This window comes from Paenibacillus sp. LX16, from assembly GCF_036252815.1.
Lineage (GTDB): Bacteria > Bacillota > Bacilli > Paenibacillales > Paenibacillaceae > Paenibacillus > Paenibacillus polymyxa_B.
This window is the reverse complement of sequence record NZ_CP141152.1, coordinates 2,396,889-2,422,858: the sequence shown is the minus strand read 5'-3', so window position 1 is coordinate 2,422,858 and position 25,970 is coordinate 2,396,889. Positions and strand designations below refer to the sequence as shown.

The window sequence follows — 25,970 nt, the reverse complement described above, 5'->3', positions numbered from 1 at the left end:
ATGTTCCCTCTATTCTTTTTACTCATTATGGTGCCTCACTGCTAAAGACACCGATATTATCCGTATAATCGGTTCCTTCATTAAACCATTCACTTGCATCGTAGTGTCCTGCATTTCCATGGGTAACATCGGATTGTCTAGCTAAAGTGGTATGAGGATGAAACACTGCCGTATCAATCAACTGATTATCGTAATAGAGCGATAAAGTGACAGGTGCTGAATCATCGTTATAAAATCCCATGTCCGTGAAGTAATCTACATGCGCATCACCAAAATACATGGTATCTCCTATCACGAAAGTAGCTCCACTTGGAATAGAAGCACCCGCGTCTTGACTTATTTCGATCGAATTTCCACTATCACTGCGTTCAATTCTAATTTTTGAAGCATCCAATTCCTCAGAACCCGCATTATAAAGCTCAATCATCTGCATCATAGAGTCGCTCTCCCCCCATGCCAACTCGGAGAAGAAAAGTCCCTTCTTTTCTTCAGCAGTGACTTGGAAGATCGTTTGAACGGTTCCCCCCTTCCCATCATCTGCGGTAACTGTGACTGTAGCACTTCCCACTGCAAGCGGAGTAATACTCAGTTGGTCGCCTGTAACGGAAACCGTTGTTACGCTAGGGTCCGATGAATCAGCGGAATACGTCAGCAAGTCCAAATCTTCATCTGCAAAAGTTGAAGCAAGTCCAATAGTTGTGTCCACAGCACCTGCTTCTGTAGAAACATCATTAATCGTGCTTTGAACAACAGGAGCGTGATTAACAGCAGGTGGAGGGGTCACCGTTAGAGTGAAATTCGTATCCACCGTGCCGCCCTTGCCGTCATCTGCCGTTACCGTAATCGTGACCGTACCCGCGTTCACTGGTGTAATTTTCAGGTCGCTTCCGTTTACGGCTACTGTCGCCACCCCCGTATCTGTCGAGGTTGCGGTGTATGTCAGCGCGTCGCTGTCTTCATCTGTAAACACACTCGCAAGGCTCACCGTCTTAACTCCGTCCGCGGCTCCTGTCGTCACATTGCTGATCGACGTTTCCACCGTCGGCGCATGGTTCACGGCTTCCGGGATCACCGGCGTGATCGTCACGTTAAACTGCGTATCCACCGTGCCGCCCTTGCCGTCATCTGCCGTTACCGTAATCGTGACCGTACCCGCGTTCACTGGTGTAATTTTCAGGTCGCTTCCGTTTACAGCTACTGCTGTCACGCCCGTATCTGTCGAGGTTGCGGTGTATGTCAATGCCTCGCTGTCTTCATCTGCAAACACACCTGCAAAGCTCACCGTCTTAACTCCGTCCGCGGCTCCTGTCGTCACATTGCTGATCGACGTTTCCACCGTCGGCGCATGGTTCACAGCTTCCGGAACCACCGGCGTGATCGTCACGTTAAACTGCGTATCCACCGTGCCGCTCTTGCCATCGTTCGCCGTAACCATGATCGTGGCTGTTCCGGTGTTCACCGGCGTGAGAGTCAGCTGACTTCCATTCACCGATACTGTAGCTACGTTCGTTGCTGAAGATTTTGCTGTGTAGGTCAGTGTGTCTCCATCAGCATCAGCAAAACTATTTGCCAAATTAATCTCTTTAGGCTCATCTGCTGTATTTAACGTAATATCAGTAATCCCGGAAGTAACACCTGGCGCATGGTTAGTCACTGGATTTGTCGAAGTAGTTTTTCCTCCTCCAGACGAAAATGTCACGCTACTGGACGTAATTGTAGTCGTTTCCTGAACCGTTCCGTCAGCGGGCTGAATTTGTCCAATCTGCTTTTGTACTTCGTTGTAATTTTGGATAACTTGTGAAACGGATGCATCTTTAGGCAGCTGAATCATTTCAACTTTAAAATTCGGGTTCAATGTCACTTTAGCGTTTGCGTTGGCAACTTGAAGCTCCCCAATTGTTCCGGTTCCTTTAATAGAAATACCATTGCCGGAATTCACAGTAAGATGGTTTACGTTCCCATTCAGCTGAATATTAAAAACACCGTCATTAAGCTCGATTACTCCTTTGATATCCCCTTTAATCTGAACACCATCACCTAAAATTCGAAGCAGGCTGCTTTCCGGTAGACCCTTGGTGTTTAACACAACATCTTTCTGCACGATTTCCAATTGTTGCAGCCCGTCCACATTACGATTGCGCGAATTAAACTTTAATTTAGCTCCTTTTAACGCATCTTTATTGGAGTTTCCGATTAACTCTTTCAAATTTCCCTCTATTAAATAAGGAACATTATCGATTGTTACAATGTCCCCATCAATGCTATTGATCGTAGCTGTTTGCTCTTGAGTTTTGAAAATATCCAGCAGGAAAGGAGCAATATCCTCCCTTTTTACTTCACCCGTGGGATTGAGCTTGCTGTCATGAATGTCAATTAAACCCAGACGAAGTGCTGTATCTACCGATCCAGCCGCCCATTGGCTTACCAAGGACTGATCTTTGGGCAAAATGCTTGATCCGCCCTCTGCATTAAGCCCTCCGACTGCACGAACAAACACAGCTGCCAGCTCTTCACGTGTAACAGGATCGTTCGGGCGAAAGTTTCCTAAACCATCCCCCGATAGAAACCCGGCTTTTTGTACGGCTTCTATATATGGGGCAGCAAATTGTTTACTTTCCACATCTTTAAAAGTAGAAGAACTCGAAATAGGGTCCAATTTTAAAGCTCTGACCAATAATACTGCGAGTTCTTGACGAGTTAATATTGCTGCAGGGCGAAAAGTTCCATGAGGATCTCCCGATAAAAGCCCTTGGCGTACAGCTTCTTGGATGGCCGCCATTTTATCACTCGTCACATAGGATGTATCTGAAAACAAATTATTGGTAGGCGTTGCAGCGTAAGCAGAAGTACCAAACGCCGCCTGAAGAGCAACAAGAGCGGCTGCCCACTTAAGTGAATAAACTTTCAATGGTTCTACCTCCTAATTTACTTTTGAGTAAAACGACCCTATTCGATCTTCGGAATGTTTCTACATAATTCAAAGATAATAAAGTTTATTCACTGTATTTACCGATAAAAATGTGTTTATATTAATCTTTTATTCATATATTTGTCGAAAATAAGTGATTTATGTCGTTTTCAATCAATATACATGAAACCACTGAACCAATTCTGAACAAAAGCTTATATATAATGATGCCTAGTTGTATCAAGCTCCAACTATATCCTTCAAATAACTTATTTCCGCAAATGATTTATCGGAACCCTCCCTTAATCGCGACTCTTGTGCTAAAAAAATAATCGCAGGCTAGATACCTGCGATTATTTTTAAATTAAGACAGCCTATGCGAAGTATAGAATTACTTTTAAAATGATTAGTTTGCCTAGATTAGCAATGCCGCTGCTGAATATCTTAAAACGTTATATTCGTATCTTATTTTCATCATAGCCCTCGTCGACTATTGTTCAGCTTCATTTAGCATAAAAAAGCAGCAGCTTCACGGACCGTTCCAGAGAAGCTGCTGCTTTCGTGTTCTTATTACGCTTTAGCACTTGCCAGAAAGAGCATGTTATCAAACAATCAGGAAATATATTTGTCTCCCGATGACAGCAGTGTTGTAATCGACTCTTTACATCCCTGCATACCTCTTCAAATGGCGTTTAGTTTGCTGCAAGGCAAAGATTTACTTGATCAAGCTTCCTTTAAGCTAGTAAAAGAGTGTTAAATTCGAGACTTGAAAATACATTTGTTATTCGCGTTGGTTTCGGATGTAACTATCCGTAAATAATAAAAAAGGCTAGATTTACGAATTATTGGCATAATCCGTAAACCTAGCTCTCGACGAGTCTTATTTAAGGTTATATTTTTTGTTAAAGCGATCCACACGGCCACCGATATCCACGTTTCTTTGTTTACCAGTGAAGAACGGGTGGGAAGCGGAGCTAGTATCTACACGGATAACTGGGTATGTGTTGCCATCTTCCCATTCCATCGTTTCTTGCGAATATTTAGTGGAAGCACTCAGGAAAGTAAATCCACAGCTAGGGTCCAAAAAGATAACTTTGTTCAATGTTGGATGAATATCTTTTTTCATTAGTTTCACCTAATCTTTCATGTAGTTTTAATTTCAAACTCAAACGTACTGGCGCAATACTCCATCAGTTGGCAAAAGGAACGGTTATGTCCCAGAAAAAAAGACGACAGATCATAACGGTTGCGCTCAAGCTCGTAAACGACAAGCAAACGATGCCGCATATATCGCATCGCCCATTGCACGAACGCTCCGGATCTTTCGTCAGCCTTCATCGTTATATAAGCATATAGTGAATGGTCCTCCGGCTCGTCCCAAATGCTGACACCAGCACAGGAGAAGTCGGTAGCCACGTGCTTTCGATTCAAAAGGCAAAGCGTGCCATATAGCTCAGCATCTATCATACAGCCGTGAAAAAAGCCGTTCTCTTAGATGCAAGCTTTAACTTTAGACGCTCTGTCCACTGGACTAATTCAAGTTTTCGCCGGTTCCATAACGCAGGCTTTTGCAAACTTAACACGATATCTTCATCGTTAACTGGAGAGATCATCCGCTGTTCCTTTCAAGAAGCCCTATATTCATTAGAATTACAGGTTCCGTTCAGGAGGCAGGATAATTCAGGTTGCTATACAGCAGACCTCAAATTATCTAGTTTCACGATGGATCGTGTACTTTTTCAGACGCGGAGAGTATTTTTTCATTTCAAGACGGTCCGGATGATTTCTTTTGTTCTTGGTTGTTGTATAGTTGCGGTCACCGGATTCGGTGCATGCCAAGGTAACAATTACGCGCATTTCTCTTCCTCCTTAATTGGAATACATGGTATACAATTACAATAGTAATTTTTACGATTAGTTCTATTCTATAATTCATGCTCCGCTTTGTCAACCTTAGAGTCACGGTTTGTCGCTTCTTCTACCGTGTTCCAGCGATTACGGTACTGTGCAAGCTTCGGATGAAGTTCCTGGGGTTCGCTCGAAAGCACCAATCTGACGTTTCTAATCCATTCTCCGAACGATGCATAGGAAGCGCACAAATTTGCCATTTCAGGACTCATATACAAAAAAATTGGAGTCGTATACTTTTCTGCCAAAAAACGGATGGCTGCTTCAATCGGCGTATATTTTTTACGCTTACCTTCCCAGCTCTCAATCACAACAGCACTCAAAGCCTGCTCCCGCTGCCACTCTCCCAGCTCGTCCACCCGCTTGTAATACGAACGTACCGGCTGCTTCCACATTCTTCTGACCGTTTCTTCATGCAGCGGATACAGTACCAGCTTTGTAAAAGATAATGCAGCCCCCGTTTCGGCAAAAAGCTCCAGCTCTCTGGCTGTAATCTGCTCGAACGTATCATAGTAGACCATGGTCCCTTTATGCGTCTCGATCGGAGGCTCATAACCATAGGGTACATATTGAAGGTTTCTTGTCATGCCGGACACTCCGTCCTTCCATAGATGAACTTTTCCTTCTATATTATACCCTTGTTTTAGCATGAGTTTGCATCAAATGTTTATCCTTGTTCAACAGCAGGCGTATTACGGCGTGAACCCCTTCGGAATTGCAACGCATAAAGTCCCATCGTCACAAGCGCAATCAGTGCAAGCACCGTGAAAATATTACTAAAATTGAACACCTGCACATTAGATACAACAGGATTCAAATGAAAGGACGACGAACTATCCAGCGTTTTGCCCAAAATACTTGTCGTGATAGCCCCGGCAATGAAATTCAGCAGAGATAGCAGCCCCATTCCAACACCAATCTGGTCTTTCGATAAGGTACGAGAAATCGTGTTGGACATGGCAATTTGCATGAAGGTCTGACCTACGTTTCCGAAAATAAGCAAAAATAAAATCAGATACGGAGAGGCACCCACAAACGTAGACAAGCTGATAAAACAGATAAACAAAAGCGATACAGCTGTATAGACGAGAAACGAATTTCCTTTGCTATCCGCCAAACGCCCTCCTCTTTTACCCAATAGAGCCGAAGCAATAGCAGCCGGAAACATAACCAGTCCAATTATTGCCGGCGTAAGCTGATTGAGACTGTTCAGAAACTGCGGTGCCAAGTACGGCAATCCAAAGCTAATCCCCGTCCCTAAAAAAGCGATAAGGAGCCCGTATGAATATTGCTTGTTACGGAACAGCTTCGGCTGGATGAATGGATCATGCGCAGTGTTAATACGCCATATAAACAGTGCAAATAACACCATACCGACCAGAAAAAACATCATATTGGTTTGCGAAATGGAAAGCAATAAGAAGGCTACTGTTCCACCTAGCAATAATCCACCAAGAAAATCGAACTTCTGATCCTCTCCACGCTGATCGTCCAAATATTTGCGGAAGAACGGCAATGCGATCAATGGCAGCATGGAAATGACGAACAAAAAACGCCAGCTTGCAAAACCTGTGATCAAACCGGAAATAATCGGAGCCAGTGCAGTACCTAACGCCAAGCCGATTGCTGTGACACCCAAAGCACGTCCTCTTTTTTCAGCCGAGAAATAACGGACTGGGACGATCATAGCAGTTGCCGGAATAACAGCAGCCCCTGCAGCCTGAAGCAAACGAGCTACAATGAGCATCCAAAATTGATTGGCCAACAGTCCAATAAGCGAACCCAGTGCAAAAAAGATAATCCCAAACGTCAGCAAATCCTTAAGACGATATTTATCTGCCAATTTGCCGTAGGTTACCGAGCCAACTGCATACACAATCATATAACCGGTCAACAGCCAACTTACATCGGAAGCACTAATATGAAACTCCTTTCGAATCACAGGCATAACGACATTAAACATAAAAGCGTTCATCACTGAAAAAACAAGTGTGAAAGCTAACACACGCATAAGCTTATCCGCATTCGGATAAGTTTGTTCATTTATCATTTGGTTGTCTCCCTCTCCTGTAAACCTCTTATCTATGATGGTATTTCACAGCTTTTGAATACCCCTATCCGGGTAAAATCTCTATATATTCGCTCATGCACGGGCGTCCGCAGGGTGGTAGTCGCGGAGAATTTTTTTTAGCAGGCCACGCAGTGTCTCCGATTCTCCGACAGACAACGTTTCACCTACCGAGCTTTTAATTGCCTCAACAGTACGTTCAGCTACCTTGTGAATCTCCAAGCCTTCCTCCGTTAAATAGATTTGCTTCATGCGCGCATCTTCTGGGTGACTTTTTCGTACTGCCCAGTTTTTCTTAACGATCCCGTTAACCAGGCTGGTAACGCTTGATTTATCAATAAGTAAGCTCTTTTCCAAATCCGTATTAGTGACTCCAGGCGACATCGCCAGTATATAAAGCGTCTGCGATTGTGGGGAGGTGAGTCCCAAAGGGCGCAGTGCTGTTTCAATTTCGCGCCGGACGGTAGTGAAAATCCATTTAATTAAATACATCGTGCTCTCTTCCTCCCAAGGAAGACAAACGGGATACACCTCACTTCCCATCTCACTACGAACCTCCATATCTATCTAATTTTAATAGTTTGAATTCCAACTAATTTTAATCAGTGGCCCATCTGGTGTCAATACTTACGTAAAATGATGTTTTACTAGATAAGGTGAATTTCAAATTACGAATTCATCCTTTATGGAAATATAGGCATAATAAAAGACGAGTCCTTGAAGGAAACCCGTCTTTTACTTCATCTCTCTTTTATAGTTGTTTAGTCCGCGGCTTTCACTTGAACTAGCGGATATTCTTCTCCATCAACGGTAACCGTGCTAGCATCATTCAGCTCTAACCGTTGCCATATGGTCAACAACGTACGATAAGGATACTTCTTCAGATCGTACTCCTTTGTCTCTGTACCATCACCGGACGTGCTGCCTATGGTTTTATCGGCTGCTAAACCACTACCCTCAGTAGAAATCTCCGAAGTCGAGCCTCCGTCCGTGTTGCCTGTCACTGCTCCAGACTGATCGCCGCTTGTTCCACTGGATGTACTACCACGAGCTGTGGAACCACTGTCTGTGGATTGTCCATCTGCTGTCGTACTTTGTGTAGTGGCGCTCCCAGTGTTTACGTCACCGGATGGATCATTGTTCGCTTTACTGGCTGCTTCCTTGTCGTTCTGTTCAGCAAGCGTAAAATTTTCGTATAAGTGCTCCTGTTGATCCGCCCCGACAATGACGAGCTTCTTCGGCTTAAATTCTGCCTGCTCTGTCGATGTCTGAAACGCAAACAACAGCTTGACCATTTTCGTAGTGGACTTGGTATTAGGCACATGTGTCACTATCGCCGTAGGCTCCTCTTTAACGGGCACTGTAGGCTCTACAGGCTGTTGTACAGGCTTTGGAGCAGCAGCAGGCGTAGGTGTGTCACCAGATCCGATCACCCCGGTTGCTTTCAGGCCGCCGAGCATACCTGCAAGGACAATCAGCACGATCCCGGAAATCACCCCACCTTTACGGAAACGACGAAGTGTTTTGACCAAAGGCGTGTCCGTCTCACGCTTTGCTGCCAAATAGAAATTTTTAAAGGCAGGCTTCGCAGGTTCAAAATATTGACGCCACAGCGTTTTTTTATGCAGTCCCTCTCGTCCTTCCTTTTGGAAGAATAGAAGTAGCGCACGTCGATACGCCGGTTCGAAACCGCCACGTGGAGTAGCAAACTCGGGATGTTCTTCCGACCATCGGATAAAACGGTACATCGTGTCGTTATCCTTCGCCCATTTTCGGATCGAGCTGACCAGGCGAGCGAAGTCCAATATTCCTTCTCCCGGCCCGTCAGAACGATAGAAAGCAGGCAACAGACGGGCAAAATGGCCTTCCGCAAGCTGCTGGGGCAACCAGCCATAAGCCCAATCCTGTACCTTTTCTACTTCGCCGGGCTCCAGGCCATCCAGCACCGACGGTTCCGGTTCCTCCGTATTAAACCAATCGTAAGCCGCAATCAATCGCACTGCTTGTCCCTTGAGAGGAGCAGGCAGCTTTCCAACCCACTGCACCAAATCGGGCCGTGTAAAAAATGGAATCTGTACGACCTGATCGGGTGATATTTCTTTTAGCTCTACTTCGGTAAGTAAATACCGATCCGATGCTTCCTGCAAGCGCTCTGTCAATCCAGATTGCTCCAGCGGGGACAGTTTGCCTACGGTAGAGCTGTTGTCCCATTGACGCAAGCGTTGGTGAATGGCAGCCACAGCCTCTACCGGTTTTCTTTCGGCACGCAGTCTGCCCATCAGTGCAGATTCTGCCAAAAGCTGAAAATCGGCATTCGCCGACACTTCGATATACCGACTGCCCCATTCGTGCACAACAGCCAGCAGCCCCTTGGCATCCGGTGTTCTTTTCATCTGACTGTCCATGTAGGGAATGAACAGCATTTTTGTAAGCGCCGGATTACCCAGCACTTTCGTAAAATATGCCTTGCCTAATGACGGATTCTCCTCAATCGTATGGTAAATATATGTGACTGCTTCCGTATTTCTGGCAGTATAAGCATTGTTTAGCGAACGGATTAAATATTCCACCAACCGATTTTCGCTGCTGCGTGCATGAACTTTATAATAGTCCTTGAAACTATCGACTAGACCTACATCTGGAATATATCCATCCTTCACCCGATCAAATTCATGATCAAAAAACGATAGAAACAGATCATTCAGCCTCATTTTACGTGGTAGCGCATCGGGTGGCGATAAATAATCAGTCAAGCTTCGTAATACAGCGATTCGTTGTTCGTTGTATAATGCCCGCTCTCCCTGCTCAATTCTGTACAACGTTATTAGCTCATGATAGCTGGATGGCGTCAAATCACGACCTGCCTCCATGCCTGTCAGCATTTGCTCGGCAAATTTGAAGAAATCATCCGGCGTCTCACCATTCAGCAATGTGCGGACAATCCAGTCAAAATACGGCTGTCTCACCTGCTCTGCATCCACATTAAGTATTCGACTATGGTTAGACAGGTCAAATACAAAGTCCTTTTCCACATTCCGATCACCGGGACGCAAACTAAAAGGCTCAACAAACATCAAGTGAATGCCTTTTCTGCTGTTTGGTTCCTGTGCATATGTAAGAAATCCGAGTCTGTTGCGAAATGCATAAGGCAGTGCTGCATATAACACACCAAGCAGTTGCTTGGCTGAAGATCCGACCGCTTCTACAGGAACATTTAGCGCTACGTATACCTTTTTGCGACCCGCTGCGGACATCATGACTGCGTATAAAAGCTGTTTGAACACTTCTTCGCTCAGCTGCAATTGAGCCAGCACTGTAGACGGGTCAACAGCTGGAAATACACTTCCACCGGGTAGACGCTCCAATTCCGGTAAATCCGTTCCCTGCTCAATATCATAGGTATCAACAAATGATGTGTTCAGCCACTGCTTATAGTCAGACGGAGATTCACCTTGTCCGGCTGGAATCACATAGTTGTGCGTGAAAAAGGCGCTCCGCAGCCCAGTAAAATCCGCAGCCTTATAAATACTGCGGCCAAGCACTACATCCCCGGACTCCGTCCGTACCAGATGTATGGCTTCCGGATAGACGCTTTCCTGCTTCTCGCCGCGCGCCGTCAAAGCAGCAGGCGCATCATATACACATAAGGGATGCAGCGTCTTTTTAATAAAAGAAGCATCCAATCCTTTGGAATTAGCCACCGTATCGAAGCCTTCCGTAGAACGGAAAATACCACGCCGTTCCCGAGTGTACATCTGCTGTTGTATCAAATGAGAGGTAGAATAACTCACTGTGATTCTCTCCCCTCAATGTACTTCAACTTATAAAGCAGCCAAATGAATGGCTCATCCACACGGATCGGACTAACCAACCCTTGCAGCTTTTGCTCCACAGGATTACTACCCAGCGCGGAAACCGCGAAATAGGCCGTATCCGTAAAATATACATCCATCGTGCCCTTGAACGGTTTATCCACTTTTTCGATGAAGCGTCGAACTTCGCCATCAATGTTAGCAAACTCATCCAAATCCATATATTTGCGATGCTCCATCGGATTAAAAATATTGCTGTTCGTCTTGATGTATGTGCCTTCTTCATCTGCCAACGCAGTAAGCATATCACTTTTGGTCAGGACGACAGCGGTCGGAATGTCCGTTTTCCCTTTTTCCTGATAAGCGATAAAATCACCGAACATCGTAAGTACGACATCACGCGGTTCATCATATTGTGAGACCCATTCACCCGGCTTATCGCCAAGGGTAATCTTAATGCGCTCCCGAATAGAGCGGATTTGCAGTGGATCGACCATAAAGAGAATACCAGCAGAATTCTTAATATGCTGTCCATGCAGCCCCAGATAGTCCTGATCTACCATTCCCTCACCGGCGACATCAAAAAACACCAGCGTCAGTGGCGGTTTTTCCTCATCCTTAAATACAAACTGGAAGATAAAAGGCTCCTGCATCTTTTCTTTTTGTGTCGATGTAAGCAGATCGCCTCGTTCAAATAGGGGTTCCTCATACATGGTGCGGAACTTTCGGCTGATCTCTGCATTGAGCGGCATACAAGCCGCGTCAAAATGATCGGCCGTAACATGTTGCAGCGTGTGAATCAGGGAGGTCATATAAACAGATTTCCCTGCCTGCGAAGCTCCAATAATCGAAATGATATTGCTAGGCACCTTACCCGCAGTCACGGGCAGCTCGTTATGGCAGTGCGGGCACAGTCGGTGACGCGTCAGCTCCCCATAACGGTCTTTCAGTCCTGTCAGTACATGATCAGAATACAATCGATGTTCCTCAGGAACATCATGGGGATGCAAAATCGCCTCCATATCATGCACACTGTCCAAGCCAAAACGCTCCCGATATTTGTTCAACAGCTCATCTTCACCCAAAGCATAGTCCTCGTCATCTTCACGGTGATGAGAAGCACGGAATACCACGTCCTCCGGGGAGAATTTACTAAAGCAATAAGGGCACACAATATCATAAAATAACGGCCTTGGCGCTGCCTGTGGCTTTCTTCTGAATAAATTGCTAAGAAAACTCATCGGTTGCGGCCTCCTTTCATTCAGGGACTAATTCATATACCGTGCCATATTTCTGGCCGTCCGTAAAAAACAGCCGCACATATTCATCTCCCCCCACTTCAACAGCGGGTAAAACATTCCGTCCCGCAGCAAAAGGTGCCGTGAACGGATACAAGGTTCCATCGTCCCGATCTGCCGGATAGCCCCCGCGCTTCTTTACGTAGCAAAGCGCCTCCTGCGGGACAGGAACTTCGGCTGTCACCTGAATCTGGACGGTTTTGCGGCTACGAAACCAGCTTTTTTTATGGTGAACCGCATATCTGATTTTAGCCCTCCCGGTGCTCAACTCTAGTTGGTTGGCTCCGTCTTGCTGACGGATCACGTAAGTGTCTCCATTCTCCCGAACAGCCGGATATACGATATACCGCACGCGTCCAATGCCTTCAATTCGGTCACGATAGCTGCCAGCAGCCTTATATTCCTCGCGTGTAAAAAGTTTTAGGCTTGAAAAAGGTGGTAAAACTTCACCCTCATTTTGCCCATTCCCCCCTACATCGGCTGATTGTTTCGCAATATATACCACGGCTGCGCCCTCAGGCCACTGCCAGCGTAACACAACCCGGTTGTCATCAATTTTGTGGCTCAGCTCCGAAATAATAGGATCACCGGGCTGTGCTTCCCTATACTGCATAAGTTCCAGCCTCCCGTTCTAAAATCCACTGCTGCGTCGATTGCGCGTCGGGGCTTCCGGTGCCCCTCTCCGGCGTCCTGACGGCGCACCCTGACTTCCTCCACCGGAAGATCGGCGAGTATTTTCTGCAATCGGCAGAACAAGCGAAAAGACAGCAATAAGGGCCGCCAGTACGAGCGCTGCCACCAAACGAATCATCAAGTCGCCTATAGGCGAGCCAGATAGTCCCTTTTCCAAAATAAAACCAGCGAGCAAGCCTGCCGGGACTCCTCCAATCGCAAAATTCCGCGCGAGAAAACGGTTATCGAACATCAGCCCAAGAGCCAATCCCAATAGAGCGCCGATAATGACCAGAGCCGTTACGCGATAAATGGCAAAATACAGACTGTCGGCATACTCACCTGTCCGCTCCGTTACCAGTGTGCGATCACCGATTTTGTTATATATTTTACCAAACGCCTGCGTAAGTCCTTGGGCATTGGCTACATTAGAATAAGTTCCGCCTGTCAGGTCAGCAATATTTTGCAATAAGGCTATACCATCCGACTCTGCCAGCTTCAGCCCAATCGTATTGATCGGAATCTGGCGGGCGATATAAGGAGCCAATGCCGTCTGGGTATCCAGCTCGCTAAAACCGTCAGAGAGCATAATAACGAGAGAACCTTTTTCTGCATTGCCTTGGGTTTCAATCTCCTTGATCGTCTCGTCCAAAGCAAGCCCGATCTCTGTACCGCCTGACATGATAGTCTGCATACTATCAATTTTGGAATTAACCGCTTGCTTCTCTGCATCTGTGCGAATTGGAGTAAACGGCTGAACCAACTGCGCAGTAGAATCAAATGAAACAATGGCTACCCGCTTGTCTCCATCCATTTGGCCAATTAGACTCTTGGCAGCCGTTAGGCGTTCATTATCAGGATCTGTTTGCTGCATACTCCCGGAATTGTCAATCACCAGCACGAGGTCCTGTACGCTCTTGCGCCCTTCAGGATTAACCTGATAGCCCAGCTCCAATAGCAGGCCTGCCACGAACAACATCACCAGCGTAGCAGGCACCAATAACTTCCAGGATAACCCGGAGTAGCGTTGCCGCCATGAGTGTCCATTTAACTGTGGCGAAATTAGTTCGCCGATCAGACAGCCTAGGCCAATGCACAGGGCCATGATGCCAAAATACAGCCCGATTACGACGATATGCGGCCAGTGCCCTATCAATTTGTGAAGAATAAGCTCTCCCAAGATGAAGCCTACTACAGCGCCCAGCAAGCCGAACAGCAATAGGAGAACGTTAAATTTTCGCTGCTTCATAAGAATCATTGCTTCCTTCCATCATTAAAGTAGGATGAATATGTGGCTACCGCAATTCCGGCAACCGGTCCACGTCGATTCCGTGAAACACGAAACCATTCGCAGTATATGTCTCATAATACGTTTTGCCGTTGCGGTAAACCATCAGATCCTCCAGATGGAAGCCGCCCATCAAATGCAGCTTTTCCACCCCGCTGCTGCGACGCTCATGTACAAAACCCAGCTTGTAAATACGCGAAGTAATGTCCACATCCATAGCGTAAGGAAGAAATTCACCTTCGTAGTCACCAAAGAAGTACTTTTCTTCATACCGATGCTCATGGGTATAGTCGAGCAAACGTACGTTAATTCCGCCATGTTCCTCCAACGTTTGATACAGTTTTTTAAACAACTCATCCTTCGGAACGACCAGCCGATTTTCATATGCAGCAGCTACATTGGCACGCCGCAATAATTCTTCTTCGAAGGTCTGATTAAACGGCTGGGAACTGAGAATCAAGGTGCGACAGGTCTGCGTAAGTCGATCCACCAATGCGGACAGGCCCCCGTCCAGCAATCCGGATACAGGCCCCATATGCCGGGCATCAAAGAATATAGATTTTCCCCGCTTGCTTTCCAGCTCACGCATGACATCCTCCGTCACACGCTCGTAATACTCGAACAGGTTTTGACCTGTGTAACTATCAGCCTGCCGAATACTATCCGTTGCAGCTTGATGCAGTTCACGCTCCAGGCTGGAAAGCTGTACTGTAATATGCTTCGCCTGTGCATGCCATTTTTCTAGTGCCAGTTCATAGCGGCGAAGCAGCTCCAAATCGGCTTGAATTCGCAGCATGTGCAGTTTGTGCCCGTAAACCGTCTCGGTCAGGTAACGAATCAAGCTGCGCACATTATGCTTATCCATGAGTGGCAGTCGTTGAAAAGGCTGGTCCTCCACCCGCCCGCTATACAGGGTGTCTAGTTCAGCGGTACTAATCTGCAAGTCATTGGACGTATCCCGAATCAGCCCCCGAATAGCCGTAAGCACATTCCCAGTTTTATTTTCATCCGTCCAGTCTGTCAACTCGAATAAGCCGATTTCAGGATATTCCTTAGCAGCTGCATTCACAGCCGACTGCAGACCTGATTCCGCCTGAAAATCTCCCAACCGTTTGTGCACAATTCGTTCACAATTATCACGGAAAAAGGCTTCGCAGCCCTGACCAAACAAGGCTTCCTCCGCCTCACGTAATGTCATTCGCTTCAACGAGCCGTAGCTGGCTCCGCTGGTCATCAGTGCACTCATGTCCGTGATCGCTTCATTACCAGGAACTAGATCATTTCGCGTGCGACCGCGCTCAGCAGCATCTAAACCAAAATAATTCAGCTTATCGCGTATGTCCCACTCCTGCTCTGTTCTCATACGCTCTAATAGCTTCACATAAAAGTGATACAGCACCGTAAGTGCGATTGACTGGTTAGGGCGGTTGACTCGGGAAAATCCAGCCGACACATAACCCTGCCGCCCGGATTCCGTCATGATGTTGTTTTTAAACGATGTATTGTTGTATCCCCCATCCTGTGACCGATAGGAATCTCCTGCCTGATAGCGGTTTTTAAGAAGCTGAATGTGGCAAATGATGTCGCAGCTTTCTCGCAGGCTATTCGGCACCGTTACCCCGCGTTCGTTCTTGTCGGACAGCACATAGACGAGATCGAACAACGGTGATGGAGCATGGGATACTGGAATGGTCAATTTGTCCTCGGTCATATGAAGCGGTGCCGTAAACGTATACTCTGGACTCTGGATATAGTCCAGCTCCCGCATGAAAGCAACGGACGTTGCACTACTGTAGCCGAATTGGACAGCCTGATCGCTTTCATTCACCAACACATACAGATCCATTTGTACCGATTTAAAAGACTGTGCAAAAATATACTCCGCCAACAGCGTAATTTCAGGGATTAATACGTTCATGGGGTCATCCGCTGTCGTCAAAATCGACAAATGGACACGCTCGAACGAAGAATACAACCGACCGTAATCTGCCAGATGTCCACTAGCCCGGCGCAACGCGGTGTTAAGCTCTATTAGCTGTGATTCATGTGTATAAAAAGCTTGGTGTAAGTCACGGCGTATCGTTTGGTGGCCACTTTCCTCCGGTACCGCTATCGTATGAACAATAGCATCCACCGAACGATCTAGAGCCGCATGTTCTTCCTGCGAGCGAATCTGAATATACGTTACTCCCGTGCTGTTATCCCACTTGGTTCGGTTGATATCTGCAATGGTGTTCATCACCGGGTTCATGCGATCACCGATAAAAAGAAACACGGACGGGAAATGGATGCTGCTGCGTCCATCCCCGCTTCCGATTAATTGGTCCTCTGCGGCTGCATAGTCAGCCGCATAACGTAACAGCTGCTCTCTCATACTTTACTTCAACTTTCTGCGGATGTCGTTTAATTTTCCAGCCATTTGAGCATAGAATGCATAAAGTTCCGCTCCGTTAGCCAGCTCCACCTTTTCATATTCCAATTGATTGCGGGCCTCTGTGTAAGTTGCAGCCAGTTCATCCAGCTTCGCCAGCAATGGTGTAATATCCTCAGATGAAGTCAATACAGCATCACGGCGATCCGCCTTGCGCATTAGAGTTGCAAATTTCTTTTCCTCTAAACCACGGAAGTTTGTAAACACTTCAAACTCCACATAATTGCGGCTCTTCATGACGTTCGCAAACGGCTCCCAAGCCTCTTCCTCTTCGTCACGATCATAGACATACAAAGCGCCTTTTTTCGTAATCGTGTCTGTATAGAGAGCCTGAATGAACTGATCCAGCCATTTTTCTTCATCCTGATATTTGCCCAGCAAAGCTTCCAGTTCAGCGGCTTTCGCTTCAATTTCTGTATACTTCGCCAGTTCTTCACGAACCACCTGTGTTAACTCCGGTGAACGGATCAGGTTTTCCTTCGCCATCTCTTCATTGATGCTACCAAAGATGTCCTTGCTTCCTGCCTGCTCCAGCCCTTCAGCCAGCAGACGTTTCAACTCAGACCATGCTCTTTTCACCTCACCCAAATTCGGCTTGGATTCCTGCAAGCGCATATCGTAGCCTGCCAGCAGCGCATTCAGATCTAGCGCATGTGAACGGATTACAGTGAAGCGGCTGCTTGTATTCTGATCGACATCCTTTTCCCGAATCACGCCAAGTGACTTGGCACGGTCAAAATCATTACGAATGCGGGCATTGTAAGCTTGCACACGCGAATTGACGTAAGTTTCGCCCCATGACTTTTCAGGAATCGGCGACGGCAGATTAGTCCAGTTGTTCTGACCTGTTTGCACCAGATGGCGGCCAATACCTTCGCGGTCAAGAATCGTTTTTTCATAGCTTTCTTCATACACTTTGAGCGGCGTATATACAAACAGAGGAACACCATTACGCGTATTGAGCCAGAAAATCCGATTACGAACTTCACTCTCTTTAATAGTAAAGTGTGATTTGCCAATTGCATTATTTTGATAATTGCGAACGCCCTTCAGGATATTAGGCGACTGTACAGGTACTGAAACGAATCCCCATGATGGGAAGTACAAGTTGCCAGAGCTATTACTCAGATGGAACACAGGTACAGCTTCCTCATCCAGTTTGCTCGCAATGTAGCGCTCCACAAATTTTTCAATGGCTTCATCTTGCCCGTATTTCATGACGAGGAAATCCTCCATGGAACGGGTAATGAGATCACCGAACTTATCAGTCAAGAAGTTGGAGATTGAGCTAATGATGTCCATATCCTGATCCTTCACCCATTGATCTGAATTTTCCAGCAATTCTTGGGCAAAATCACGAATCAAATCATCACCGTTGCGGTTATCCAGCAGCTTGGTCACAACTTCAGAAATATCCGGTACACTTACCAGATTCCAATAGTACGTTTTGTTACCTTTGTGATCGGACTGTTCCTCGCCGTTAATCAGCAGATCGCCATTCTTCTCGAAAATTGCGCTCAATGCGTTCAAAATTTCAGTAAATACATTATAAATCCGGCTATTTTCCTTGTTCAACAAGTCATACAGGTCTTCATAAAATTCAATGAGCTGCTCTGTACGTTCCACATCAGCCCGCAGCCAATATTCATTAATTTTCGCTTCAATGTACGCATTTTTCTTTTTATCCTTGGACACAAACGCGCTCTTGGCATCGCCCAGCTTTTCGTTCGCCTGCTCACGCGCCCATTCAATGTCCGTTGGAATACGGTGCAGTGATTCCCGCAACGTTTCAACATATGAAAGCAGCATTTTCAGCAAGCTAAATCCTTTTTCAGTATAAATCATGCGGGATACATAAAACGGCCCTTGCTCAGGATGGAGAAACATCCGGCGAATTTGATCCGTAAACTGTCCTGTAATTTCACCAGGAAGCTGCTTCTTCGCTTTGATATACTCTTCGCGGGCACGCGTCAGGAACGTTTGCTCCAGCTCGGTGTCCATATTGACAACTTGCATTTTAACGACATTGCTATAACTTAACCGTTCACTGTTTTCAAAGCCCGGAAGCGGCTCAGGTACACGGGATTCAAAGTTTTTGATCATGCTATCCAGATCCACGCCCAGCTTGCGGGCAAACTTCTCTACATCCTCTTGATTTGGCGATTGCTCGAACATTTTGGACATTTTGCCAAACATTCGATAGGCCAAATATGTCGTCATTTCCTCCATAGGCAGTACCGCCGAGGAAGCCCCGATAATATTGTAATCGTAGTTTGCCGGATACGCCTTATTCATTTGTGCGATGTTGGTACGGATATTGCTGATATAGTCATGAATGGCGAACTCTTCGCCCGACTGTTTTTCCTCACTCGCCATAAAGTTAGTGATGTTCTCAGCGGTGACATTCATGCAGTAATCATAAGCATTTTCCAACAGCTTGCCTTCCGTATTCGTGGCCGAAATGAGGTGGCACAGATTAAACGGCGGAAGCGGCGAGTTCACGGTCAAAATGTTGCCGTACTGCTGCTTAAAACGTTCACCACGGCTGTCTACATTCATCCAATAGTCCAGTTCTTTCAGTGCAGCATAGCCGTTCTTTTTAATATATTCACGGGTATGCTCGCTCAGGCTTTTGTTCGCCAAATTAATATCTGGTGTAAACAGATAACCTAATGTATTTACACGGTCTACACCTGCAGAGCCATAGTCACGCTCAATAATTCCTCGGACGATATATGAGATATCGAGGAAGGTACCGCTTCCTGTACCGCCGGACAAACCGGACAGCAGGAACACCATAAGCTTCTTATTGGTGCCTTCAGACAAGGTTTTGATTTTTTTGTCAATGCTTTGTACGACTTGATTGATTTTGGTGAACAATAGCAATCGTCCAGCCTGACGTACCCCTGCCGCCCCGTTCATACCATCGGTAATGCTCAGTTCTGGAGACAGCCAATCGGTAATGTACGGCTCTAGAATGCTGCGGTTTTGCAGCAATCCGCCGATTTCCGCATTGGACAGCAATACAAACTCATTGATGGGGTCCAAACCAATCCCCTTGTATTTTTTGTTGCGGTCTTGTTCATTCGTTTCAAATGCGAGAAATTCCACATTGTCCGGTTTATCGCTCTTTTTCTTGGAAATCGGATCTGCTGGAAGCTTGAATCTACGGTTAATTTGATATTTCAAGCGGAGAAGGGCATCAATCCCCGTACCTCCGAGTCCGATAATTAAAATAGGATTATCAATAGTATCAACTCTGATCTTATCGCTTACGATCCCTCCGCCGAGTGATACGTCTAATTGTTGGATATGCTCTCTAACTACTGGTTTCATAGATATGACCTCCTAAGGGTTCGTTTAGCTGTTTACTGAAATAAACTCCAGTAAAATGGTTTTGTCCACACTGGCTAACGGGATGGTCAGACGATCACCGTTTTTGAGTTCAAGACCGTTGCCTGTGTCTACAGCCCGCCCGGATTTTTCAATCGTAATCTCGGGGGTACTGCGCACAATGATACGATCCTGATTAGCTGGTGTGAACACGACCTTGTCGGTTCCAGCAAATTCCGGTGCCAGTTGCAGCAACTGGTGCAGATTAAATTTGCCCCGGAAGGTGTTCAGCTTCTTGTATTGCGGATACGTTTTTTCGCCAGTGTTCTCATCCCGGATTTCCAGTACGATTTGACCGACAAAACCGCGGTTGGCCTTTTTGACAGCCTTCCAGATGAAATATGCGGCAACCAGCAGAACGAGCAGTCCCAGCCCTAAAAGAATGAGTGGCATTAGCCTGGACTTTTCAGCAGGTTTTGTTGGCTGCGTCGTGCCTGTATTCGTACCGCTCGTCGCCCCTGCTTTAGCACTGATAGTTACAGGCTGTGTTTCACGGTAGAAGCTCTTCTCCTCTGCTCTAACGGTTAGTTCGTAGTCATGCTCATCTGGAATCGTATAGGAACCGGTAAAAGAATCCCCTGCATTGGTTAACGGCACCTCATTCGTTGTACCGGAATCCAGATCCTTGACCTTCAGAACAGCATTCATATTTGCATACAATTCCTGATCCTGAAGCTGCTGGCTATTGCTCGTCAGGTAGGAACGAATTTGAACCGCATCGCCTTTTTTGTATGATTTGGCGGACGGTGCGTCCATTTTCAGCTCCAAATCATAGTTAAACACCAGATTAATATCAATCTGATCCTGCTGGACTCCCTTGACTTGGAGCTTCCAGTCACCAGCCACAGGCTTAAGCAGTTTAATCAGCGAGTAGCTTTTGGACTTGGACAGCAGCACATCACTCGAAGGAATCGGCTTGGTGTTACCCGACGGGTCTATCAGTCTCGCATCCACCGGTTTCGAGGACATGATCGAAATGTTAGCCTCCAGCACACTATCGTTCGGTACGGTTACCGTTACGTCCTGATAGTCGCCGTTTGCCGTAATGGACTGCAAAGGCACCACTTTCAACTTCAAATTGCTGGCGAAAATTTCACTCAAAATGTTCGGCAGGTCATCCGCTGAGCTTGTAATAAAGGACTTGCCACCCGTTTGCTGCGCTATGTCGGCGAGCTTGTTTTTATTCAGCTTTCCATCTGCATTCAAACCGATGGTGTAGATTGGAACGCCGTTATTTTTAGCCTCGGCTACAGCCTCTGCCATATCCTGATCAGATTGGCTTTCTGTTCTGCCTGTCGTCTTATTAAAATCGTTGTTACCGTCGGCAAGCATGACGATCATAGGCGCATGTCCAGCTGTTTTACCATCTTGCAAAATGCGGATCGCTTCCTTGACACCCACGGAGGTGTCAGTATACGCCCCCCGGTTCAGTCCGTCAATAAACGTCTTCAGTTCCTGCTTATCCGCTTCGGATGTAATATTAAGCAAGGCTTTCTCGCGCTGTACGACATCCGTATACGCTACAATCCCGACCTTGTCATTTTGCGTCGACAGCATATCAATGAACATTTTCATGGCTTCATTGCCAATTTTCCCAGGATCACTGGTGTTCATCGAATTACTTACATCGACGACCAGCACCGCATCCACCTTAGAAGCAGAGGGTGAAGCGGCATTTGCCATCTGTGGCTGCCATGCCAAAATCGAGGTCATGATCATTGTACATATGATTCCGATGACCAAAAACCATTTTCTGTCTCTACTAAACATCGCTTGTACCCCTTTGCCGGTTAATTCTCATTCTAAATTACAGTTGTACTCCCCTACTATTAAATTATAATGAGTTTTACATGAGCGCCAGCTGAAAATACTGCCCGAATGGTCTGAACCCAACCAAAAAGCCTGTTATACCGCGAGATTTTACCAATATCCTGCAGTAATGATATAATTATACCCCAACAAGGGCAATCGGGCACCAGCCTTCTCCTTTATACGACAAAAATGACAGTAGCGAAACCCGCCCATGTAAAATATTGAAGTAAAAATCCAAATAGAAAGAGGAAGTACACTATGATCTCATACGGATGTCTGGCGATTATGTTTCTTTTTGTCGCCATCAAATCATTAATTTACTATATACATAAAAAACGCGCCCCGTCGATTACACAAATCGACACCGAGCTTCTGGCACTGCTGAACCGGAGAAGTGAGCGCAATGAATAGTTCCAAACAAGCTGTACAATTTCGCCCATTTACCCGCACAGAGCACGCCTTCCAAAAGCTAAGAGTCTGCAAGCGTTGTGGGCAATTTACCGCCCTTTGGGAAGAAAAGTGCACATCATGTGGTCGGGATACACTAGTTCCTGTAGAGCAATATGCCAGACTCAGAGCCAAACGTTATTTTCGTAAAGACCTTGCTGTCAGTGTCATATTGCTGGCCGCTACTGTCTTTTTCGGCCACTCGCCGCAACAAATGCTTTTGTGCGGTATCGTCGGTGCGCTTCTTCTGCTGCCCTTGGTGCTTCTACAGCAGGGTATTTATCCTTATGAACAGCGTAGGCAGCTTATACGTCTGTTCAGAGGTCGTATAGGGCAGATCCAGGAAGGACTAAACGTTAATCATAAAAACGCGGTTGCCCTGCGGCAGCTCAGTGAGCGTGTCTCCTATGAAATGCTGCGTGAGATGGCTGTACTCATTCACAATGATCGGATAAGGCTCCAGCAGGTCGCCCTGCTGCAATCTTTTGTTCTCCGTAAAGACATGGAATTAACGCTTGATCCTCTCCTGATCAAGAGCTTCGAGCCGCTTATGGTCAGATATATCGGAGAGATTGCCAGACTCAATCGTGAGCTGATCAAGGACCGGACATTCCGATACGTAGTCTTTTATGAGCGCCGCATTCTAGAATTGGCAGGAGGCGAAGATATTCTCGTCCGCGTAGCCAGTGCGGCCGTCCGTAAAAAGCGCTACGTAGTCATCCATGCTGCTTTCATTTCCAGATATGTACGCAAGTTGCCAAAGGAACGAATCCAGCGTTTATATCATATCATTCAGGAGAATCCGTTAGAACCCTTTGGAGATTTAGCCGATGAAGTAAAGATCATGTACCTGATGGAGCAGTATAAAAACTGACCTGTCCTAACGCCCTTCTATATATGACGTCATCTCGATCACAAATCACTGCAATGAACCAGCAAAAAACCGTCAGGATCGCCAACGTGCCTCCAGACGGTTTTTTTAATTATGGATTATTATAACATTGTTATCTTTTTTATTGGCCTTGCAGTTTTTGCTGCGCATGTCTAAGGGAAGTAAAGTTAAAAGCACGCACTCCCTTGCTATCATACACAATAATCTCTTTATTCAAATATGGGTGTAGACCATTAAAATATCCAGGCATAATCAGTCTGCGCATAAATAGATTTTTACCCAGCATCCGTGGTGAATTGGTCGCTACGACAAGCATTTGCTGGGTTGCAGACCATGGGCTAGGTTGAATATATGACAGACAATACTCGCCTGGCATAAAATCGTCGCCCAATGTATACCCTTCCTCTGTACATGTAATTTGCAGGTCGGCTTGATGCTTCTGAAGCAGCTCATGTCTGGACAAGCCCGAAGTGACACAAATCACGTTGCTATCAGCCAGTGCTTCCTCCGTAATGTCATTGGAAGACACCACCGGATAATGAACACCAATATACGGATTCCAAGTCGCTGTTCGGGGGCTAGCCAAGGCGTTCGCTGTCCGTTTCACCGCCTCCTCTTCCTCCGGTGTAGCATAACTGGATGGAAGGACAATGTGAAGACGATCCATATACACGTCAAGCACACCCATTCCATGGCTCAAAACGTTTCTTCCCACGCTTTTCAAATCCACAATTTTCTTTGTGGCATCCGATTCTTTTGTAAAGCATTTACTGCTTTCTTCCTCCCGTTCAGCGATCAAACGGTATTCAGGTGAGGGACGTTTATGTGACTGTGTTTTAACAAAGCGAAAGCGGCTGTATTCCCGCAAATCCAACACGAAAATACGAGCTCCAATACGAACCTGGGCCAACTCCAAGGGCATGACCTCTTGAGAAAGATGAATGATAAATTCTTCGGCGTGAACTGCCTCGATATCCAACTCACCTGTGGCACTCATTTCACCGTACAACTCGGCATATTCCTCATTTTCATCCATTCGCGTCAGTTCCAGCCAGTAAGCCCGGTTATGTCGGCCCCGTTCCGTCCGATAGGCAATACGCTGAGGTACGGCATCTCTTTTCCATTGCATAAGCCAACCCAGTACGCCGTCCAGAAGTCTCAACTCATGCGTATCCCAGTGATTAGAATGCCGTTCTACAACCCCTTTAAAATGATCTGAGGGAAGCTCTGTTACAGGGGCTGTGTATGCTTGTGCAAATAAGTAATCCTGATCTCCGCATACATTCAATATTGGCATATTCAACAGATTTATCAGATGCTTGGGATGTGGCGCTCCAGAGATAACCGCAATAGCCGCAAACCGAGAAGGATAAGCCTGTGCCATTGCCCAGGCAGCATATGCTCCGTTCGAATAACCCGTAAGATAGACCCGCTCTTCGTCCACTCGGTATGCTTGCAGTATGACATCCAGCGCCTCCAAAAAAGCAGCTTCTCCGATATAACTACCCAACGTTACACCACGGCACGAAAAAGTAACAAATATAGCTTCCTCTTCCCAGCCTTGCCCAAAACCTCGATTCTGAAAATCCGGCAAGCCCAGCTCATATCGCTTGCCTGGCATCAGGACGATCAGAGGATACTGTCGGTCAGTCGAGTAGCTTCTGGGAAGCTGAATTGTATAGCGTTGCAAACTATTGTCCAAGCGGGAAACAAAAAAACCTTCCCCAATTCCGTCATTAGATAAAAAGATGTGTTCTTTTTGAAGTAAGGATGGGTAGTGTGGCTGTTCGGTATGTCCACACGTGAAGATTTGTTTTAATAACTTGATATATTCACGTACAACCCGGTAATCCCAGATTTCAAAAGGATCTTCCGGCAAATCCGTTAACCTTTTTAATTCCCCAAGCAGGCCCTCTATTTGTATTTTCTGCGCAGAATGAAGAATATCTATAGCGCGGGCTTGAATGTACCGGTCATACTCTTCCTGCAAGCCCTCCACGACCACTGATAAAGGCCGCACAAGTACCGAATACACAGAATGATGCTCCATAGCCTCATGATCCCGATATGTAACGGTGAAGTGCAGCATTCCCGTATTCCCGGCCTTTTCCTCATCCCAGTCATAGCTTTGCTCCTGCTCCCAATGTGCTGGAAAGCGATCCAGCTTCATGCCCTCATCATTCGTTACCTCGACCCATAACGTTTGATCTAAGGGAAGATCTATCCGATCCTTACGCAGTAAATAAAATAAGATCGGGCTGTCTTCACCCTCCCTGCCAGCACTTTTCTCAACCTCTAGCCATGCCACATGAAAACGTATATTACGCTCTACAAATTCACGATGCAGTTCTATCACATCTGGTTCGTCGCATACCTGATTTCCACTGATACGAATAGAGCGGGCCTCCTCGGGAATAAACGCAGCAATGATAACTACCGTGTGATCGCCTTCCTCCAGATACAAGCGAAAAGGACCGGATTCCGCATATACCAGTGTGCCATCTATCCATATTTGTCCCGTTCCTTCAAAGGGTCTGAAAATCACTTCCTGTGCAGCCATACAACGAAGATTTGAAACCAGCAAAAGCCTTTCTTGTTCGGCCAAAGGCGGAAAAACACCTAGATTCAGTTCCGCAGTCCGAGGGTCCAGCTCGGTCAATAATCGGCACGCTGCCTTTCCTCCGGCTGAAAGCTCTACTCCTTCTTCACCACAAGCCTTTTCCAAATTCCAATCCTCATGGGCAAAATAACTTGACCATTCCCTGCCCACACCGCAATTTTCCGGAAGCTCGACTGGACCGACTGCATAAGCAGACGCCAGACGTACCGGATGATCCGACAGCACAGTAGTTGCTTTTTCCAGATGTGTGAACCTCATAACATTCCCCCTCCAGGTTTTTGTTTCCTCAGAGACGTAGTCGCGGTTATATTCCGTTTAACACTCAATTTAACTATATAAAACTATTCGTTATTACCTCTACGTACTCCTCTGTTCTTCTCAAAAAAGTAGCTATGATAAAACAAAAAAACGAAGAAAGCAG

General features: G+C 46.3%; 17 protein-coding genes. 2 read left to right on the top strand and 15 right to left on the bottom strand.

Annotated elements, in window-relative coordinates; genetic code table 11:
• Positions 1–25: 25 nt before the first annotated feature.
• From T3H97_RS11155 to T3H97_RS11090, 14 genes are all read right to left on the bottom strand, one after another.
• A complete protein-coding gene (locus tag T3H97_RS11155; RefSeq protein ID WP_328802544.1) occupies positions 26–2,908 on the bottom strand; it encodes an S-layer homology domain-containing protein in 2,883 nt (960 codons plus the stop codon).
• Between the two features lie 880 nt (positions 2,909–3,788).
• Positions 3,789–4,034, bottom strand: a complete 246-nt coding sequence (locus T3H97_RS11150; protein ID WP_013310118.1) for a type B 50S ribosomal protein L31 — start codon at positions 4,032–4,034, stop codon at positions 3,789–3,791.
• A 17-nt stretch (positions 4,035–4,051) separates the two neighbouring features.
• Positions 4,052–4,339, bottom strand: a complete 288-nt coding sequence (locus T3H97_RS11145) for a hypothetical protein (RefSeq protein WP_328802542.1) — start codon at positions 4,337–4,339, stop codon at positions 4,052–4,054.
• A 276-nt stretch (positions 4,340–4,615) separates the two neighbouring features.
• Positions 4,616–4,765, bottom strand: coding sequence for a 50S ribosomal protein L33 (gene rpmG / locus T3H97_RS11140; protein WP_013310116.1), 150 nt, complete (start codon positions 4,763–4,765; stop codon positions 4,616–4,618).
• 68 nt (positions 4,766–4,833) lie between these two features.
• Entirely contained in the window at positions 4,834–5,403 is a 570-nt protein-coding gene (locus tag T3H97_RS11135; protein WP_250244909.1) for a hypothetical protein, read from the bottom strand.
• Positions 5,404–5,483: 80 nt separating this feature from the next.
• Positions 5,484–6,866, bottom strand: coding sequence for an MFS transporter (locus T3H97_RS11130; RefSeq protein ID WP_220027757.1), 1,383 nt, complete (start codon positions 6,864–6,866; stop codon positions 5,484–5,486).
• Positions 6,867–6,959: 93 nt separating this feature from the next.
• A complete protein-coding gene (locus T3H97_RS11125; RefSeq protein WP_328802541.1) occupies positions 6,960–7,427 on the bottom strand; it encodes a MarR family winged helix-turn-helix transcriptional regulator in 468 nt (155 codons plus the stop codon).
• A gap of 218 nt (positions 7,428–7,645) precedes the next feature.
• Positions 7,646–10,675 carry a GAP1-N2 domain-containing protein gene (locus tag T3H97_RS11120; protein ID WP_328802540.1) on the bottom strand — a complete coding sequence of 1,010 codons (3,030 nt, stop codon included), beginning with the start codon at positions 10,673–10,675 and terminating at the stop codon, positions 7,646–7,648.
• A complete protein-coding gene (locus tag T3H97_RS11115) occupies positions 10,672–11,937 on the bottom strand; it encodes a TRAFAC clade GTPase domain-containing protein (RefSeq protein WP_328802539.1) in 1,266 nt (421 codons plus the stop codon). The genes T3H97_RS11120 and T3H97_RS11115 overlap by 4 nt, the downstream gene beginning before the upstream one ends.
• Before the next feature lie 16 nt (positions 11,938–11,953).
• Positions 11,954–12,607: a beta-mannanase gene (locus T3H97_RS11110; protein ID WP_328802538.1), complete on the bottom strand. Its 654-nt coding sequence runs from the start codon at positions 12,605–12,607 to the stop codon at positions 11,954–11,956.
• Between the two features lie 18 nt (positions 12,608–12,625).
• Positions 12,626–13,915 carry a vWA domain-containing protein gene (locus T3H97_RS11105; RefSeq protein ID WP_328802537.1) on the bottom strand — a complete coding sequence of 430 codons (1,290 nt, stop codon included), beginning with the start codon at positions 13,913–13,915 and terminating at the stop codon, positions 12,626–12,628.
• A gap of 46 nt (positions 13,916–13,961) precedes the next feature.
• The gene (locus tag T3H97_RS11100; protein ID WP_328802536.1) at positions 13,962–16,328 is read right to left on the bottom strand and encodes a transcription initiation factor TFIID; all 2,367 of its coding nucleotides are present in this window, start codon (positions 16,326–16,328) and stop codon (positions 13,962–13,964) included.
• A gap of 3 nt (positions 16,329–16,331) precedes the next feature.
• Positions 16,332–19,721, bottom strand: coding sequence for a tubulin-like doman-containing protein (locus tag T3H97_RS11095; RefSeq protein ID WP_328802535.1), 3,390 nt, complete (start codon positions 19,719–19,721; stop codon positions 16,332–16,334).
• A 24-nt stretch (positions 19,722–19,745) separates the two neighbouring features.
• Positions 19,746–21,548: a vWA domain-containing protein gene (locus T3H97_RS11090; protein ID WP_328802534.1), complete on the bottom strand. Its 1,803-nt coding sequence runs from the start codon at positions 21,546–21,548 to the stop codon at positions 19,746–19,748.
• Positions 21,549–21,848: 300 nt separating this feature from the next.
• Between T3H97_RS11090 and T3H97_RS11085 the strand changes: the two genes are divergently transcribed.
• On the top strand, positions 21,849–22,001 hold the full coding sequence (locus T3H97_RS11085; RefSeq protein WP_023988385.1) for a hypothetical protein: 153 nt from the start codon (positions 21,849–21,851) through the stop codon (positions 21,999–22,001).
• Positions 21,994–22,911 (top strand): hypothetical protein, encoded by a 918-nt coding sequence (locus T3H97_RS11080; protein ID WP_328802533.1) that lies wholly within the window; start codon positions 21,994–21,996, stop codon positions 22,909–22,911. Before T3H97_RS11085 ends, T3H97_RS11080 begins: the two co-directional genes overlap by 8 nt.
• Before the next feature lie 139 nt (positions 22,912–23,050).
• Here the strand turns inward: T3H97_RS11080 and T3H97_RS11075 are convergent, their stop codons facing one another.
• Positions 23,051–25,807 (bottom strand): PHB depolymerase family esterase, encoded by a 2,757-nt coding sequence (locus tag T3H97_RS11075; RefSeq protein WP_328802532.1) that lies wholly within the window; start codon positions 25,805–25,807, stop codon positions 23,051–23,053.
• Positions 25,808–25,970: the final 163 nt, after the last annotated feature.